The sequence below is a fragment of the Shewanella phaeophyticola genome (assembly GCF_025398315.1).
In the GTDB taxonomy this organism is placed as follows: Bacteria; Pseudomonadota; Gammaproteobacteria; order Enterobacterales; family Shewanellaceae; genus Shewanella; species Shewanella phaeophyticola.
The window spans coordinates 1,171,823-1,189,161 of record NZ_JAODOQ010000001.1 but is presented as its reverse complement, the minus strand read 5'-3'; the positions used below and the strand labels follow the sequence as shown (position 1 = coordinate 1,189,161).

Genomic DNA, 17,339 nt, shown 5'->3' with positions numbered 1-17,339 from the left:
CAAAGGGATGAACAGCAACGGTTTTGGGCTTATAGGGTTAGCGAGACAAGGTTAATGGTACGATAAGCCTTAATAAAAAGGGCTTGGGTCAATTTCTAAACTCCTTGGCGACACGCCTCGTTCAATGTAAACATCAGATTTTAATAAATCAATCATGGTAACGTCGATATAATGCTTATGCTTTAAAGAATAAAAACATTTAACAATAGGATGCAATACATCACGGTTTTTAGCCTGCCAAACCACACCCACATGCTCATTTGATAATAACACTAATGAGCCAACCGGATAGACACCGATGCAACGAATAAACTCGTACACTAATGAATGGTCTAAATGAGCTGGCGTTAAGCTAATCAATATTTTAAACGCTGCAGCTGTACTCATCGCTTCTTTATAACAACGTGATGCCGTTAACGCGTCAAAAATATCAACAATACAGCCCATTCGGCCATGGAGTGGTAGCTGCACACCCATTAATCCTTCCGGGTAACCTGTTCCATCGAGCTTTTCATGATGCATTAAACATACATCAATGCTCATTTGAGTCAGTCCGACTGTGTCTTCTAAAATGTCTCTAGCAAACACTTGATGAAGCTTGATATATTCAAACTCTTCCACGGTTAGCTTTTCGGGTTTATGAAGAATTTCATCATCAATATAAATCTTGCCAATGTCATGCAACATTCCACCAATAGCCAGTTGTTTCAAGGTGTTGATATCAAGTTTAAGGTGGTGGCCAAAGGTCACTAATAAAAAAGCGACGTTAATCGAATGTTCTAACAAATAAGCATCTTTTGTGCGCAGCGCTGCAATACACCTAAATGCATCGGTATCATTAATCGCGCACTCAATTAATTTCTCGACAACAGGTTCGAAGTCGCCAACGTCAAGGTTTCTACCTTCATAAGTATCCGTCATCACTTTTTGTATCAAGTTTTTAGCTTCAGACAGCAATTTTTTGGCTTTAACGTGTTGCTCGTCTATTGTAAAAGATGCTTTTTTTGCTAATGGATTAGATAATCCATTAGGCTTAACATATTTTTTTAAGCCGCAGGTATCTGATGAGCGATCAATATCCACCCACACATACGCAATGTTGTTTTTGCGTAGTTTGATAATGGTGTCACGATGCTTAATTTGCCCTGGCTGATTGACAGCCACTTTTTGCTGTCGTCGGTCAACTGCAATAATAAACATCCCTAAGGCAAGTTTATCCATTGGTAGTTTAATGACATTATTTGTTTCGACCGACTCTTTCATACAAATAAGCCCTAAAGTAATAAAAACAACATGGGATGTGTACAGAATTTGCTCAATTATACAATTTTCTAATTTTCGCGCTGTGCTTTAGCACACAATTATTGAACCTATACTTAATTAAGCACAAGATTCTGATTTTTATAACAATTAACTTAACGCTTATTATAAAAAACATTACTTAGTAACTCGAAATACGGTAAAGGTATTGATTTAATGATGAAAAAAACCTCAACAATATAACGCGATCTGGCTTCACTCACTTACTGTTAGCAATTTAACAACAAATGCATCAGACTCAACATAACGCCTTCACTTAACAAGCAAAACCATTCAGCATAAACCCAATAATAGATTTAAATATTGATTTAACACAAACTTTAGTTAAAAATTAACCACATTCTGGTGTTTTTTGTTTTCCTGCCGATACATTCATTATTCTCGATTACTTTAACTGGCTTTTATCTATCTCATATGCTTCAAACAATACCTACGCTATTTTCTATCTCCGATGAAAGCTTACTCATCGTAGGAAATTTTGACCCTTTAGTCGTATTGATATCTATCACTATTGCGGTGTTTGCCTCCTATATGGCAATGCAAGTGGCCTCACAAGCGACCGTGACAGTCAACGTCGTTAAACGCCATTTACTTATATCGTGTGGCAGCATAGCGTTGGGCGGTGGTGTCTGGTCGATGCACTTTATCGGTATGTTGGCATTTAGCCTATGTACACCAGTGAGTTATAACGTAGGGATCACAGCATTATCGTTTGTGCCCAGCATTGCTGCATCCTGGGTGGCGTTGAATGTGATTTCCATCAACAAGCCAAAATTAAGCCACTTTATTGTTGGAGGGGTTTTAGTCGGCGCTGGTATTGGCACGATGCATTATGTGGGCATGGCCGCAATGGAAATGGCACCACTATTACGTTATGACCTGTTTTACTTTGGTTTATCGATTGTAGTGGCTATTGCATTGGCGATATTGTCTTTGTGGATCCGCTTTAGCTTAAATCAGATCGGTCACTCCAAATTATCTGAATTGCATAAAAATATGATCGCAGCGCTAGTGATGGGCTGTGCAATTTCAGCAATGCATTATACCGGTATGGCTGCTGCGAGATTTGTTAGGCCACCTGGGTTTGAGTTTTCAGAACAAACCACAATGGTGTCACTCTACTTAGGCATTGCGGTTGCCACGATTACGATTGTGATCATTCTATTTGTACTCACCGTTAACATGTTAATTAAGTACCAAGCCTCTTTACACGCTGCAAAACTCAGTGAAGCACGTTATCGGGCAACCATTAGCACCGCCATTGACGGCATAATAACCTTTAACGATAAAGGTTATATTGAAAGCGGCAACCAAGCTGTAGAGCATCTATTAGGTTGGCACCTCGATGATATTTGTCACCAAAATATACGTCAGTTTATCCCTGCCACTTTTATCGACGACTTTAATACCTACCTCAACAGCTATACCGATGACAGATTAAGTAATCAAAAGAGTGATGGGCGCGATGTTGAAGCGCTACACATCAATGGTAAAACCATTCCAGTTAGGGTCTCAATCGGTCATGTCAGTATTGAAGGTAAAAGCCTGTTTGTGATGTACATAAGTGACTTACGTCATCGTATTGAAATGCAACGAGCGCTGATAAAAAGCGAAGCACAATTTAGATCATTAATAGCCAACATTCCAGGCATTGCTTATCGTTGTTTAAATACCAAAAACTGGCCTATGGTATTTATCAGTGATGCCGTTGAAAGCATTACTGGCTACCCTGCAAGTGACTATCTCGGTGAACAACCCAAACGTAGTTTTTATGAACATGTTCACCCAGATGATGTTGAACCCATTACTCATCAAGTCACCTCAAATAAAGTGTTTATTCTTGAATTTCGTATTTTTAACGCTAATGGCGATATTCGTTGGCTGATGGGCTATGGTACCCATGTTGATGATATAAGTGTTGATGATGTAGAAAGTAATAGTCATTGGCTCGACGGCTTTATTATGGACATTACCGAACGCAAAGAAATGGAGCAATCGCTGATGATTGCTAAAGACAAAGCGGAACAAGCTGCATCATCGCGAGCCGCGTTTTTAGCTAACATGAGCCATGAAATTAGAACGCCAATGAATGCCATTATTGGCTTTAGTGACATTTTACTCGACGATAAATTACCTGCCGCACAACAAAAGCATCTGCATACTATTAACCAGTCAGCCAAATCATTATTGCACTTGCTTAATGATGTACTCGACAGCGCTAAACTCGATAAAGGTAAATTTGAATTAGAATTGCGTGATTTTTCGGTAATTGAAGAAGTCGACTCTGTAGTATCAACCTTATGGCTACAAGCAAACAGTAAGGGGCTTTATGTAGATATTGATGTTGCCCCCGAGGTGAAACAGTCTTATCACGGCGCGCCCGATAGGATCCGTCAAGTACTCACTAATCTCATAGGTAATGCCATTAAGTTTACCCAAGAGGGCGGCGTCAGTATTAATGTCAGTGTAAAGCCTAAAAGCGGTTGCATTGAATTTGCCATAAGCGACACCGGCATTGGCATGACACAAACCCAACTAGCCTCAGTATTTGATGCTTTTGCTCAGGCAGATGCCAGTATGAATCGCCGTTTTGGCGGTACTGGTTTAGGCACAACCATCAGTCAACAATTGGTTGAGTTAATGGGCGGAAAAATCACCGCCAATAGTACCTATGGCAAAGGCAGTTGCTTTAAATTTGCCTTACCACTCACAGCCCCTAAATACATACAGCCAACCGTAGACCCATTGTCGAGTTATGTTATTAAACCATTAACGATATTAGTGGTTGATGACATTCAGCAAAATATTGATTTATTGACTATTGTAATGAAACGCCAAGGTCATACCGTGATTACCGCACGCGACGGCAAGCAAGCCCTACTGCGCATGCAAAGCGATAACATCGATATCGTATTGATGGACGTACAAATGCCCATCATGGATGGACTAACCGCATCTCGCCTGCGCCGCGAACAAGAAGTAATCCAACAATTACCCCACATGCCCATCATTGCATTAACCGCCAGCGTGCTACCTGAAGATAGAATCGCGGCTATGGATGCCGGCATGGACGGCTTTGCCAATAAACCCATTGATATAGCCTTGTTAAATAATGAAATAGCGAAAGTATTAAAACTTGATATCAGTATAAACACGCCTAAAACAACGCAAAACACCACTGAAAAACCACAAGTGGTTAACGAGCCAAAAGGCATGAGCTTGTGGGGCGACCAAGCCACATTAATCAAAGAGATTAACGGCTTTATCTTTAAGCAACAGCATTGTATTGCCGAGCTAACACAGTTAATTGTTGAAGATAATTGGCCAGCAATACAGGCACAACTGCATGGGTTAAAAGGTTTAGCCGGTAATTTAGCACTGCCGCAATTAACCCGCTTGCTCACCGAGGCAGAGCGGCTAGCAATCACAAAGTCTGCTCAAGATTTACTGACCACATTGCCTAATATTGAACACGCATTTAACAAGGTAAATGACTATATTCAGCAACAACCCATAGCGTCTAAAAGCGTCGATAAAACACAACAAGAAAGCTGTATCAACCCCGTTAAGTTGAAACAGCTTATCAATCGAATACGCCTTGCAGCCAAAGATAACGAATACAATGAGGCCGATCTCAACTCGTTGATGACAAGCATACCTTCAGTGTATCACCTTAAATGTATATCAATTCAGCATGCCTTAGACGATTTTGAATTTGAACAAGCGTTAATTGAACTCGATAATCTCGACGCGCACATTAATGCACAATAAAGAATTAAGCAGATGATATTTAACCGACAAGATAGTAAACAAACCATCCTAATTGTGGATGACGAACCCGCAAACCTTAGAGTACTAAAAAAAATGCTCGAGGAGCAATACCGCCTCATTTTTGCTAAAAGTGGTGAAGAAGCATTACGCCTAGTACAACGTGAACTGCCAAATCTGATTTTGCTTGATGTTATGATGCCAGGCATGACAGGGTTTGAAGTATGCGAACAACTCAAAACAGACATGCTTAGCAAAGCTGTACCGGTTATTTTTGTCACTGCGCTTAGTGACGAAGTCGATGAAACCAAAGGATTTGAAGTCGGCGCCGTTGACTACATCACCAAGCCAGTATCACCAGCAATCGTTAAAGCGCGAGTACGTACGCATTTATCACTGGTGCAGGCAGACGATTTACGCCGTACCCGTTTACAGGTTATTCAACGTTTAGGCCGTGCATCAGAATATAAAGACAATGAAACAGGCATGCACATTATGCGCATGAGCCACTATTCAAAAATCATTGCCCTCGCCTACGGTTTATCTGATTTTGCCGCCGACAATTTACTCCACGCCGCGCCTATGCACGACATAGGTAAAATCGGTATTCCAGACAGCATTATGCTTAAGCCCGGTAAATTGACCGACGAAGAATTTACCATCATGAAGACTCACCCAGAGATTGGTGCAGAAATTCTCGGTGAATCAGATTCCGATTTAATCGCACTGGCCAAAATGGTGTCCCTCACCCACCACGAAAAGTTCGACGGCAGCGGTTACCCTAAAGGCTTGAAAGGCAAAGAAATCCCGATTGAAGGTCGCATTGTTGCTATTGCTGACGTATTTGATGCGCTCACCAGTAAACGGCCTTACAAAGAAGCCTGGACAGTAGAACAAGCTATGGCGTTTATCGAAAGCCAAAGCGGTATTCACTTTGACCCAGATTTAGTGGTGTTAATGCAACAATGTCTGCCCAGTATTCTGTACATTAAACAACGCTGGCAAGATTAACTCATTAACAAAAAGTGCACTAGCAACCCCTTTAAATCGCTCAATTTAAGCTAACTAAACCAGCATCACTGGTTTATAGCGTGTTTATCCGTAGAAATTTATGGCATCGCTAACATCCTAGCTACACTCTCAATCGCAGTGCTAGTGCCATTTTACTAGCAACAGATATTGCCCCGCAAAATAAACGTGCTAGCGATATGTATCAAGAGTGTTCATGGGCTTAACCGATTGCCACTATTTAAGCTTTGCTTAACATTATTGAGTCTACTGGTTTATCTGGGCTTGGTAAGGCACTATATGCTATTTCTTTCACCTTGGTATGCTCTTTTTCTGGTTTTAAGAAAACAATAAAAGAATACCGCAGAAAATAACAATGCTATCCCCTCAACAACAAAACTTGAAAAGATTAGAGGTCGCAACAACCCGATACTCGGGAACAATAAAGCAACAACAGAAGTTAACGGGATCAATAAACAAGTTACAAATAAAATCAACTGTAAATCAATTGCACTTTTAGCGGCCCCACGAAGAAAACTGTATAATAAAGCACTAAAAAAACAAACGTAATAACACCAAAGGTAATAAGTGTTAACCTCTGACCCAAACAGATATAACCATTTACTGACTAATAGAGTAACAACAACTGCCATCATTGAACCTAAGCATACTCCAATCGTAAGTGAGGCCATGATTCGGCTAGACTGACTTTGTTGAGATTGCTTTTTACGACGTTTTTCCAACCAAAGTAAGTTACCACTGTAGAATATAAAAGCACCTAACAAACCTAAAATGAAATACACCCATCGCCCGAAATCCCCAGCGTAACCACCAAAGTGTAATGAAAAAATGCCAGCCACGATTGGTGTATATACATCTTCATCGCTCAATGGGATGCTGCTGTAATTAACGTTTAACGTATACGGGTTCATGTAAATAAAATCACCCGAACTCACCCTCATCATTTCATGTTGATTAATAATAGTGATACCGACACTTGGGTTTGCTGATGATAAATTTGAAAACGCCATTGATTCAATTTTATATCCTTCAGCAATATCATCAATTTTATTAAGGTAAGTGGAGATAGATGGAAGCTGCTCAACAGTATATTCAATAGAGGGCTTACTTCTTATTTCAAACATCGGTTCATCACCATAAATAAGACTTAAACCACCATAGAAAAAATCATGAAAAGCAAACACGATAACCGTCCAAGCGATAATCAAATGAAAAGGTAAACTAATGATGCCCACTAAATTATGACTATCAAGCCATAGACGATTACTGCCTTTATTTGGCCTTAATGCAAAAAAACTTTTTACTAAGGTCGGTAGTAAAATAACGACTCCAGAAACTAATGCTAGAAAATATAACACGGATGCGATGCCTAGAATTAACACTCCGATATCTTCATGCCCCGCTTTACCGGGTATGCCTGCAGTTCGATGGAGCATGTCAATTAACTCACCCAACTCATTTGTTGGATTAACTTGAGTGATTAATTGATCATCCTCGGATAACGTTGCATGTCGCATCACATTATTGAGAGCCAACTCTCGTCCACCACTGCGTTCAAACCAAGTTAATGGTGACAAGTGCTCATTAAAGTTAACGGTAAAATCTTGTTCTGCTTTAGCAAATTTTGATGAAGCTTGTTGTATCAGTTTATCGAACTTCTCAATAGGGATTTGCGATAACTGGTGGCTAGCAGGTGTAGCCCATTGAGTGATCTCATGCTTAAACATCGTTAGCGAACCAGCATAAAAGCCAATAAATAGCACTAAACCCGCAATGATGCCGATCCAAGTATGAATCGACTGATAAGTGCGTAAAATATCTCCACGAACTCTCATGACAACCACCTTAAGATGAAAAAAGCACAATAAACAACGGCATTTACAGAGAGTAAATAAACAACCGCATTAAAACCTGTTTTAAATAAATAGCTAAATGATAAAACCAAGATCCAAATAGGGCAGATCATCCACATGTTAAATTGTACTTTTACTGGCGCATCAATTCCGCCATAACCATACCAAGCAAAAATGCCAACAATGCCATAAGCCAACATTAAACCTAAGAGAAGTCCCGCGAGCGTTTTACTCCACCAATGCGGTTGAATCTTTTCATTAACTGATAACCTGACCATTATTGACTACCTTTAACATGAAAAAAGTGATTGAGACTCAATAGAGGAACAATCGTAAGGGCGATAATTATTGTAAATAACCAAATAAAGATTGCAGCACTGACCACAAATAAAGAAACCCATATAAATAAGGATATTCCCCAACAAAAAATGGTTATTAACCTCCAGTATTTAATTAATGGCCTAGCAATTATTTTTTGATTTTTGTTGGTGAGATAAAGAACTGCCGCACCTATAAATGTCGCCAGTAATGATAAAAATGTAAACATCGATATAAACCTTTAAATAAATAACAAACTATGAATAACTTGCCGCAAATAAATGATTTATTCGCGGCGTGTTAATTGTTGGATAATATGTAAATGTTACAACGATATTTAAATACTCATTTTTACTTTTACCGCAAAAGTCCGTGGCTCACCAATACGTAATGCACCGTATGCATCACCAACGACTCAAAACTCTTTATCAAACAGGTTATCGACAGAACCAATTATCGTTAACGATTTGTCATAAAGTGTAGTGTTATAACTTGCCCCAGCATAAAATAAGTTATATGCAGGTAACTCCCAATTATTATTTGAATCTAAAGTTGTTTTTCCAAAATGTTTAGCGCCTAAATTAATCGCTAAACCAGGTATAGCATCAAAGTCATAATTCGTTTGTATGCTAAATTGTTCACTCGGAGTACCAGCAACATCATTACCTTCCACTGCGGTATTGGTTTTATCGTATGTCGCATCTAACAACATTAAATCGCCATATAAAGATAAATTATCGGTAACTTCCCATGCGGCACTAAACTCAAAACCTTGGTAAATACTCAGTCCATCCTGAATAAGGTAGTTATCATCTGTTACTAATGTTGCACCACGTTCAATACGAAACAGTGCAGACGTCATTGACCAACCATCCCCTGCAGTTTTAACGCCTAATTCATATTGCAGACTTTCTAAAGGTGGTAATAATTCATCAGCATTGGCATACGTCTCACCAACATATGAAGTCGTACCTTCAAATGATTCAACATAGCTAACATAATACGTTGTATTCATATCAGGCTTGTACATTAATGCCGCGGTAGGCGTTACTGCGCTGTCTTCATTATATGCTTGGTATGAAGAGAAATACTCGCTTGGAGTGTGCTCAATTTGAGTGCCCCTAATACCTAATAACACTTCCCATTCGTCAGTAAGCGATATAAAGTCACTAACATAAAAAGACTCTTGTTTATCAGTCCAAGCCAGCGATAAATTATCTTCTAAGGTTGAATTGTAAGCCGTTAAATCTACTGGATCGTAAAGATTATCAGTGCCATAGCCCCAAGTCACTTTGCGGTCAGGGTCATTTCTGTAGGTGGTCGACTTTTGATAGGACGCGCCAACTAATAAACTGTGACTTATGCTGCCAGTGTCAAATTCGCCATTAGCTTGTACTTGTACTTGGTCATAATTAACATCAAAATATTGGTCATATAAGGCAATATCGATATCGCCGGTAGAATTTTCTAAATACGCTAACGTTTTTACCCAACGAGTTTCATTTTTAGAATAGTCATACTCAAAACGAACACTCCACGTTTCATCAATGTCCCAATTTAAGCTCGTAAGTGCCACGATATTCTTATAATCGTCAAAAGTACCTTCAGGGGCAATGCTTCGAGTACCACTGACTGTATCAGGCAATGATTCGCTGCTATCTAAATTATTATTCATGGTTGTCCATGAATTTTCAGTTAAACGATCACTGTAAATAACATCAACGATTCAATAGAGAGAATCAGTGAGTTGCGCATCAAATGCTAAAGAGGCGGTTTCACGATCAATGGTGCCATTTTCTAAATAAGTGTCACCTTCCTCTTTAACTAAATTAACTCTAACACCATATTCACCATGTTCACCTATCCGCGTACTGGCATCAATATGCCCACTGAAGACACTGTCGCTGCGCAAACCGAAATCAACAATAAGTTGATCGTCTTTGGCTTTTTTAGTGACATAATTGACTACCCCACCAGGTGCAGCCATGCCATACATGAAGCCAGAAGCCCCCTTTAGTAAAGTCACCTGCTCAAAAGCTTCATATGGCAATTCACCACTAAAATTATTGATAGACATGCCATTTATTTTAAAACTATTGGTATAATCTAATGGCAGACCACGTACCCTAATAGTCGAACCAAAGGTGCTGTATGCGCTACCATCAACAGATACTGAAGCTTCTCGGCTAAAAAGACTATCTAACGTATTGACCTGTCGAATCTCCATATCTTCAAGCGAAATCACATCGACCGAAAAAGGGGTTTCTAATAACGTTTTATTGCCTAACGCCCCACCATTATTACCCGCGCTTAATTCTGTCAATTTGTGACCAACAACACTAATCGATTCAATGTCATTATTATGTTGCTCAACGTCATCCTCAACGGTCTCTGCGTAACTGTTTAAAGATAATGCGCAAGCGCATAAAGCAGCCAATTTGTTCTTGGAAAAATGTAACCCATTGTTTTTCATCGAATGTCCTATTTAGTATTTATAAACGTAAATACACCTCTAAATAGATGTTTGTTTACTCGTGCAATGTCACAAGATGAAAAAACATTAATCTTAATAGGAATCGTTATCAATATTATTTACACTGCCATTACGATCTTTACTTTGCAAAGGACAAGTGTTGAAAATGAATACAGCAACTTGGTGAGCTTCAACCAATAAATCGATTGGTTAATTTCGTCAATAATGATGTTTAAAAAATAAAAGCGGATGACTTAAACCACTAACCGATTTACGTCGTATCAGTAACACTATCTACCTACAAAAAAGAACCTTCAATGTTTTCATTTTTAAAGTCAGACCCCATCAAAAAACTACGTAAAGCCTACGATGATAAGCTCGAACAAGCCATGCAAGCACAGCGTAAAGGCGACATTAAAAGCTATTCGTTATTAACCGCCGAGTCGGAAAGCATTTGGCAAGAGATCGAAGCGCTAGAAAAATCCAACAAATAGATTAAGATTGAGTGGATAACTGACAATAAGTTGAAATACTGTGGTCTCGCTCAGGGCATGATAACCATAGGGTTGGTCTGAAAACGGCGGCTCTGCACCGAAGTATAAATTTGCCAAGGAAGAAATAGCAAATGACACCTCATTACATAAACATGAGCAATTTGTGAACAAGCATAGAGAATAAATGAGCCATAAAGTTTATGCTGACAACCTAAATCGATTGTCAGATTGAGGACAACAATATGTGGTGGCGAGTCATCATCATTACCTTAGCTTTTTTATTATTAGGCGCACATTTTGTTCGCTTTAGTCAAACCGAGTGGCTATCATCGCTTGTATCATGCCATTGTTGATGTTTATCCGTCACAATATCATCAACCAATTATTAAAGTTTACCCTACTATTAAGTGTTATTTTTATCTGGGCTGTCACTACTTTTAACTTTATAGACATGCGCATGACCTTGTCTGAACCTTGGCTCAGACTGGCAATAATTATGGGTGGAGTGATGATATTTACCTTGTTTGCTGCGTTTTGTACCAATGGCTTAAACCAACGATTACGCCATTAATTGACTCATTAATTAGGCATAAGCCATTTTTTAATACTGGCTCTACGGTAAAACAGTAATCCAACAAACAACACAATATAAATACTTGGCTCAATAATTTCAGACTTTACCGACCAGTAAAAATGAATAGGCGCCAACAACGCAACCACATAAATCCAATTATGCAGTGATTGCCATCGTTTACCCATTTTGCGCTTAATCTTGTTTGGTGATGTCAGTGCAAGCAAAGTCACAATAATTAACGCGGCAGCACCCACTAAAATGTACGGCCGCTTAATCACCTCTTCAAACAATAATCCCCACGCAAACAGCAAATCTAAGCTAATAAATGCAGCAATGTGCAATAGAGCATAAGCAAACACATACAAACCGACTAAACGGCGTGTTTGCATAAGCGCTGCCAACTTAAAGCGTTTGGCAATGGGTGAAATCAATAACGTGGCAAGTAAGCTATTTATTGCCCCCATACCGGTGTAATGGATAATATATTGCACCGGGTCACCACCCGCATTGTCTGTCATCACTAACGCAACAAGATACAAAGCGGGCAATAAAAACACCACGTGCAGCACGACCTTAAGCCAAAACACACCGCGGGGAGTTAAACGCATTAGTAAAACTTCCTTAAATCCATGTTTTTATATAAATCAGCAACAAAGTCACCGTAACCATTAAACATTTGCGTCGGAATACGCTTAGCCGAAAACAACCCGCCCTCACCAATGCTACGCTCACTTGCTTGCGACCAGCGAGGATGATCAACCTCGGGGTTAACGTTGGCATAAAAGCCATACTCATGTGAGGCTAATTGGTTCCAACTTGTTGGTGGCTGTTTATCCATCACACGAATGCGCACTACAGACTTAATGCTCTTAAAGCCGTATTTCCATGGCACAACTAAACGGATCGGTGCGCCATTTTGTGGCGGTAGAGTTTTACCGTACAGGCCACGGCTAAAAACGGTAATTCATTCATCGCTTCTGCAATGGTTAAGCCTTCAACGTACGGATAATGAATACCGCCGCCCATTAAACGGCTTTTTTGCCCTGGCATCTGCTCAGGATCAAACAAGGTTTCAAATGCTACATGGGTGGCATTTTGTTTCACACCGGCCTCTTTTAGTAAAGTCGCCAGTGAAAAGCCCACCCAGGGTACAACCATCGACCAAGCTTCAACACAGCGTAATCGATAGGTTCTTTCTTCAAGGGCAAACCGTTTAGTCAGTGCCGCTAAATCAAGGGTTATGGGCTTATCAACTAAGCCATCAATAACCAATGTCCATGGGTCGACGTTAAAACTTTGGGCGTTGTCATATGGGTCAGACTTACCGGTACCAAACTCATAAAAGTTATTGTGGCGTGTGACTTTATCTTCTGGCGTTTTCACATCAGGCAACACAAATTGACGAGGTGTAGAATAATTTAAGCTTTGAGTGGTAAACGCATTTTTAGCTTTTTGCTCGCCAAATAAATCGAATATGCCAGCTTGTACCTGCCCTGGTAAACTGGCGCCTAACGCACCTAAACCTAATACCTTAATAATATTACGGCGGTCATTAAACACAGATTCCGGAGTCACTTGATTGTCAGCAATATGCCAAGGAGCTCGTTGTAATATGCCTTGAGTAAATCGATTTTTACGCGCCATAAATCACCTCTTAAAAGCTTATTTTGATATTTTCTGCCATCTGTCATGAATAGACAGGTAAACGAATGTATTTATTTCAAATGACATAAAAATACTGACTAATGATTTTTACAAAAGCCTGATATCACTGACTATACGGCTTTACCAGTGGATTAGTTTTAAATTTAATCATTAACAATAAAAAATCATTAATTCCTTATTTTGCCCCTTGCAGGCAATTATTAGCCGTGCGACCCTTAACCATTATTTTCTTTCGGTTTTTGTTATGCCTTTTGCTGTGTCATTAACTCCTCCTCAAATTGCAGCGCTGATTGCGGTTGCGTTTCTTGGCTTCTTAATTGGAGCATTAATCAATCAACGTTTAACTCGTCAACGCTGGGAACAGTTAAAAGAGCAAAATGCTCAAGAAAATCTTGCATTAATCAACGAAGCCCATGCAGAAGTGGCGAGATTGCAAGATATGCTCGACGACAAGACTGATCACAGTAACCATCTGCAAAATAAAATCGAAAGCTTAATTTCACAGCTGTCGACAGCAGAAACCAAAGCAGACCGGGTCTATACCGTTGAACAGCAGTTAGTCGATGCTCAACATCGTTTGATGGAGTCTCAACTAAACTTAGCTAAATCAAATGCTATCCAACAAACCATATTGGTGAAAGCCGAAACTGAGCAAAAGTCATTACAAGACAAAATCGCCCTACTCGAGTCAGCAGAGGAGCGGCTTAAACTGCAATTTGAAAATTTAGCCAATCGTATATTTGATGAGCGCAGCGAGAACTTTAAACAACAAAACGTCTCACAAATGGACGGCGTGCTTGGACGCATTAAAACAACAACTTGAGGGCTTTAGACGCCAAATTCATGAGTCTTATACCCATGAGCAGTCTGAGCGTAGCGCGTTAAAACACCAATTAGACCACCTGCGTGAACTTAATCTAAAAATGAGTCAGGATGCTATTAATCTCACCAAGGCGTTAAAAGGCGATAACAAGCAGCAAGGCAATTGGGGCGAAGTGATTTTAGAGCGCGTACTACAAGAAAGTGGTCTACGCGAAGGACATGAATATCATATTCAACAAGATTTAAAAGACGACAACGGCAAACGTTTTAAACCCGATGTAATCGTCCATTTGCCAGAACAAAAAGATGTGGTCATTGACGCAAAAATGTCGCTAGTGAGTTACGAGCGTTATTTTAATAGCGAAGACAAAGACATCCGTGAGCAAGCAATCAAAGAGCATGCGCTATCGATTAGGCAACACATCAAGGGCTTGAGCCAAAAGGACTATCACAAACTGCATGGACTTAAGAGTCTTGATTATGTATTGATGTTTATTCCTATTGAACCGGCCTTTTTGTTAGCCATTGAATACGATCCAAGCCTGGTTAATTTTGCCCTTGAACATAACATTATGCTGGTTAGCCCAACCAATTTATTAGTGGCCTTGCGAACGATTAACAATATTTGGCGCTATGAGTATCAAAACCAAAACGCCCAAAACATTGCCAAACAAGCTAGCCGCATTTACGACAAGCTTTGTGGCTACCTAGAAGACATGGAAAAGCTTGGCCGCGCATTAGACAGCGCAGATAAAAGCTATCAAAACGCCATGTCAAAACTGTCATCAGGTAAAGGTAACCTTATTAGGCAAGCGCACGTGATGCAGCAGTTAGGCGTCGACACCAGCAAGCAACTTGATAAACAGCTGTTAAACCGCGCGTTAGATGAATCTATTGACGATGATGAAACTGACACACAATCAGTAAAAAATTAATCTTTATTTAATCAATACGCGCAATAGTAATCCTTGGGCGTAAGTAAACCGTATACCTTATCGCAAACGAAGTATTGAGGCGGAGATTCTCTTTTAAATGCGTAACACTTGGGCTAAAAAACTGATTACTGGTGCATTAATTTTGGCAGCTCCCTTGGCTTTCATTAGCCAAGCCTGCGCACTAACAACGCAACAACAAATGTACCTTGACGCTCGCAAAGCGCTCGACAACAAACAGCTGGGTAAGTACCAAACATTACGCAATAAATTAGCCGACTATCCACTCACCGTTTACTTAGATTACCATGCAAAAATGGATGGCATTATTCAATCGTCAGGTAGCGCTGCGCTCACTGCAATTAACCAGTTTGATACCACTCCGCTGTACAACAATCTTCGTTATCGATACCTGCTCAATGCGGGTAAAAAACAGCGCTGGGAAGACTTTTTAGTGATCTCTCCCGACACGCCAAACGACATTCGTCTGCAATGTTATTTTTATCAAGCCCAGCTTGATGCGGGTAACAAAGACATGGCATATAAAGGCATCGAGCGCTTATGGATACATGGCTACTCGCGCCCAAAAGAATGCGATCCTGTATTTGATAAGTGAATCCAAGCGGGTCATCGCAGCCAAGAAGTCATTTGGCAACGTATGCTATTGAGCTTTAATGCCGGTCAATCTAGCCTATTAAGCTATTTATCGAAAAAAATCACTCAACATAAAACCCAGGCTAAATTATTGATGTCGGTGTATCGCGACCCCAATATATTGCGCCACATGAACAAATTTGACAGCTCAAAGCCGATTATCGGCAATATTGTCGATGTGGGATTACGAAAACTGGCTCGTAAAGACTTACATCAAGCCATAAAATTGTATGTAAAGTATCAAAAAGCCAACCGTTTTAGTGACGTTGAAGCGCGACAGCTTAACCGTTATTTAGTGCGCAGAGCATTAATAAAACAAGACACTCAGCTGGTGAGCCATATCGACAACATGCTGCCATTACTGGCATCTGACGATTTATACGAAATGCGTTTACGCTGGGCACTTCGCGAACTTGACTACAGCACAGTAGACACCTATCTGGGTTTATTAAGTGATAAGGGTAAAACCAATCCGCGTTGGCTTTACTGGCAAGCAAAAATGCTTGCCCGCAAAAATAAAACCAAAGCGACAGAGTTACAGTCAGCGTTAAGCCGCCAACGCAACTTTTATGGTTTTAGTGCAGCTGAAGCGTTAGGTAATCCATTTTCGATGAACAATGACAATCTGGCACCTAACCCTGAACTACAAGCTAAACTGCATCAAGACAAAGGCCTTGCTCGAGTGATTGAACTCATGGCATTAGACAAAATTATCGACGCTCGTAATGAATGGGTTTACCTAATGCGCCGACATGAAAATGACATGACAGGGCAGTATGGATTGTACGCGCTAAAGCAGGGTTGGCATGGATTTAGTGTTGAGTCGAGTATCCAAGGCAAATTATGGGACTCGTTAGCACTGCGCTTCCCGCTTGCAGCCAATGATGAATTTGTTGAAGCCAGTAAAAAGTATAAGGTCAATATTGATGAAATTAGAGCGATATCTCGCCGCGAAAGTGCATTTTATCCTTATGCGACATCAGGCGTGGGCGCGCGAGGTTTAATGCAATTAATGCCGGCAACCGCCAAACAAACCGCTAAAAAGAACAAAATACCATTCAAACACGTTAAAGACTTATACGACCCTAAAGTCAATATCATGTTAGGCAGTGCTTATTACAGTGAGTTGCTCAAACAATTTGACCAAAATAGAGTCTTGGCTACCGCAGCCTACAACGCAGGTCCTGGCAGTGTCCGTCGCTGGCTTAAAGCGTCAGATGGCACCTTAGATGTCATGACATTTATTGAAACCATTCCGTACACCGAAACCCGCGAGTATGTGCAAGCCGTATTAAGTTATCGGATGATTTTTCAACAAAAAGATCAATCAACCAATAGCCTGTTTAGCCCTAAAGAACTGAGCTATCGATACTAGCTTTACACTCGCGCTCAGGGTAACGTATTAGATTGATGCTCGATGGGGTCATCAACCTGCAA

11 protein-coding genes and 3 pseudogenes are annotated in these 17,339 nt (G+C 40.2%); 6 read left to right on the top strand and 8 right to left on the bottom strand.

Features of this window, described 5'->3' with window-relative positions; genetic code table 11:
- Nucleotides 1-69: 69 nt before the first annotated feature.
- Nucleotides 70-1,263, bottom strand: a complete 1,194-nt coding sequence (locus N4T56_RS05560; RefSeq protein WP_261732516.1) for an HD-GYP domain-containing protein — start codon at nucleotides 1,261-1,263, stop codon at nucleotides 70-72.
- Between the two features lie 471 nt (nucleotides 1,264-1,734).
- Here N4T56_RS05560 and N4T56_RS05555 point away from each other — a divergent pair, with 471 nt between their 5' ends.
- A complete protein-coding gene (locus N4T56_RS05555) occupies nucleotides 1,735-5,091 on the top strand; it encodes an MHYT domain-containing protein (RefSeq protein WP_261732515.1) in 3,357 nt (1,118 codons plus the stop codon).
- Between the two features lie 12 nt (nucleotides 5,092-5,103).
- The gene (locus N4T56_RS05550) at nucleotides 5,104-6,099 is read left to right on the top strand and encodes a response regulator (RefSeq protein WP_390904016.1); all 996 of its coding nucleotides are present in this window, start codon (nucleotides 5,104-5,106) and stop codon (nucleotides 6,097-6,099) included.
- Nucleotides 6,100-6,392: 293 nt separating this feature from the next.
- Here the strand turns inward: N4T56_RS05550 and N4T56_RS05545 are convergent, their stop codons facing one another.
- The 5 genes from N4T56_RS05545 to N4T56_RS05525 form a co-directional block, all read right to left on the bottom strand.
- On the bottom strand, nucleotides 6,393-7,952 hold the full coding sequence (locus tag N4T56_RS05545) for a PepSY-associated TM helix domain-containing protein (protein ID WP_261732514.1): 1,560 nt from the start codon (nucleotides 7,950-7,952) through the stop codon (nucleotides 6,393-6,395).
- Nucleotides 7,949-8,248, bottom strand: coding sequence for a hypothetical protein (locus N4T56_RS05540; protein WP_261732513.1), 300 nt, complete (start codon nucleotides 8,246-8,248; stop codon nucleotides 7,949-7,951). Before N4T56_RS05540 ends, N4T56_RS05545 begins: the two co-directional genes overlap by 4 nt.
- A complete protein-coding gene (locus N4T56_RS05535; protein WP_261732512.1) occupies nucleotides 8,248-8,517 on the bottom strand; it encodes a hypothetical protein in 270 nt (89 codons plus the stop codon). Before N4T56_RS05535 ends, N4T56_RS05540 begins: the two co-directional genes overlap by 1 nt.
- A gap of 186 nt (nucleotides 8,518-8,703) precedes the next feature.
- Entirely contained in the window at nucleotides 8,704-10,002 is a 1,299-nt protein-coding gene (locus N4T56_RS05530; RefSeq protein ID WP_390904111.1) for a TonB-dependent siderophore receptor, read from the bottom strand.
- Nucleotides 10,003-10,014: 12 nt separating this feature from the next.
- The gene (locus tag N4T56_RS05525; RefSeq protein ID WP_261732510.1) at nucleotides 10,015-10,761 is read right to left on the bottom strand and encodes a TonB-dependent receptor plug domain-containing protein; all 747 of its coding nucleotides are present in this window, start codon (nucleotides 10,759-10,761) and stop codon (nucleotides 10,015-10,017) included.
- Between the two features lie 317 nt (nucleotides 10,762-11,078).
- On the opposite strand from N4T56_RS05525, the gene N4T56_RS05520 reads away from it, so the two are divergent.
- Nucleotides 11,079-11,255, top strand: a complete 177-nt coding sequence (locus N4T56_RS05520; protein ID WP_261732509.1) for a DUF6435 family protein — start codon at nucleotides 11,079-11,081, stop codon at nucleotides 11,253-11,255.
- Nucleotides 11,256-11,574: 319 nt separating this feature from the next.
- Nucleotides 11,575-11,826, top strand: a complete 252-nt coding sequence (locus N4T56_RS05515; RefSeq protein WP_261732508.1) for a hypothetical protein — start codon at nucleotides 11,575-11,577, stop codon at nucleotides 11,824-11,826.
- Nucleotides 11,827-11,834: 8 nt separating this feature from the next.
- On the opposite strand, the gene msrQ is transcribed toward N4T56_RS05515, so the two are convergent.
- Both msrQ and msrP read right to left on the bottom strand, forming a co-directional pair.
- Nucleotides 11,835-12,437, bottom strand: a complete 603-nt coding sequence (gene msrQ / locus N4T56_RS05510; protein WP_261732507.1) for a protein-methionine-sulfoxide reductase heme-binding subunit MsrQ — start codon at nucleotides 12,435-12,437, stop codon at nucleotides 11,835-11,837.
- Nucleotides 12,437-13,473 (bottom strand): annotated as a pseudogene (gene msrP / locus N4T56_RS05505) (protein-methionine-sulfoxide reductase catalytic subunit MsrP). The gene msrQ and the pseudogene msrP overlap by 1 nt, the downstream one beginning before the upstream one ends.
- Nucleotides 13,474-13,738: 265 nt before the next feature.
- On the opposite strand from msrP, the pseudogene rmuC reads away from it, so the two are divergent.
- A pseudogene (rmuC, locus tag N4T56_RS05500) lies at nucleotides 13,739-15,251 on the top strand (DNA recombination protein RmuC).
- Nucleotides 15,252-15,348: 97 nt separating this feature from the next.
- Nucleotides 15,349-17,277: pseudogene (locus N4T56_RS05495) on the top strand (transglycosylase SLT domain-containing protein).
- The last annotated feature ends 62 nt before the right edge of the window (nucleotides 17,278-17,339 follow it).

Bases quoted from the DNA above. Each gene is read 5' to 3' on its own strand.
- N4T56_RS05560 (WP_261732516.1), bottom strand. From the start codon at position 1,263: ATGAAAGAGTCGGTCGAAACAAATAATGTCATTAAACTACCAATGGAT.
- N4T56_RS05555 (WP_261732515.1), top strand. From the start codon at position 1,735: ATGCTTCAAACAATACCTACGCTATTTTCTATCTCCGATGAAAGCTTA.
- N4T56_RS05550 (WP_390904016.1), top strand. From the start codon at position 5,104: ATGATATTTAACCGACAAGATAGTAAACAAACCATCCTAATTGTGGAT.
- N4T56_RS05545 (WP_261732514.1), bottom strand. From the start codon at position 7,952: ATGAGAGTTCGTGGAGATATTTTACGCACTTATCAGTCGATTCATACT.
- N4T56_RS05540 (WP_261732513.1), bottom strand. From the start codon at position 8,248: ATGGTCAGGTTATCAGTTAATGAAAAGATTCAACCGCATTGGTGGAGT.
- N4T56_RS05535 (WP_261732512.1), bottom strand. From the start codon at position 8,517: ATGTTTACATTTTTATCATTACTGGCGACATTTATAGGTGCGGCAGTT.
- N4T56_RS05525 (WP_261732510.1), bottom strand. From the start codon at position 10,761: ATGAAAAACAATGGGTTACATTTTTCCAAGAACAAATTGGCTGCTTTA.
- N4T56_RS05520 (WP_261732509.1), top strand. From the start codon at position 11,079: ATGTTTTCATTTTTAAAGTCAGACCCCATCAAAAAACTACGTAAAGCC.
- msrQ (WP_261732507.1), bottom strand. From the start codon at position 12,437: ATGCGTTTAACTCCCCGCGGTGTGTTTTGGCTTAAGGTCGTGCTGCAC.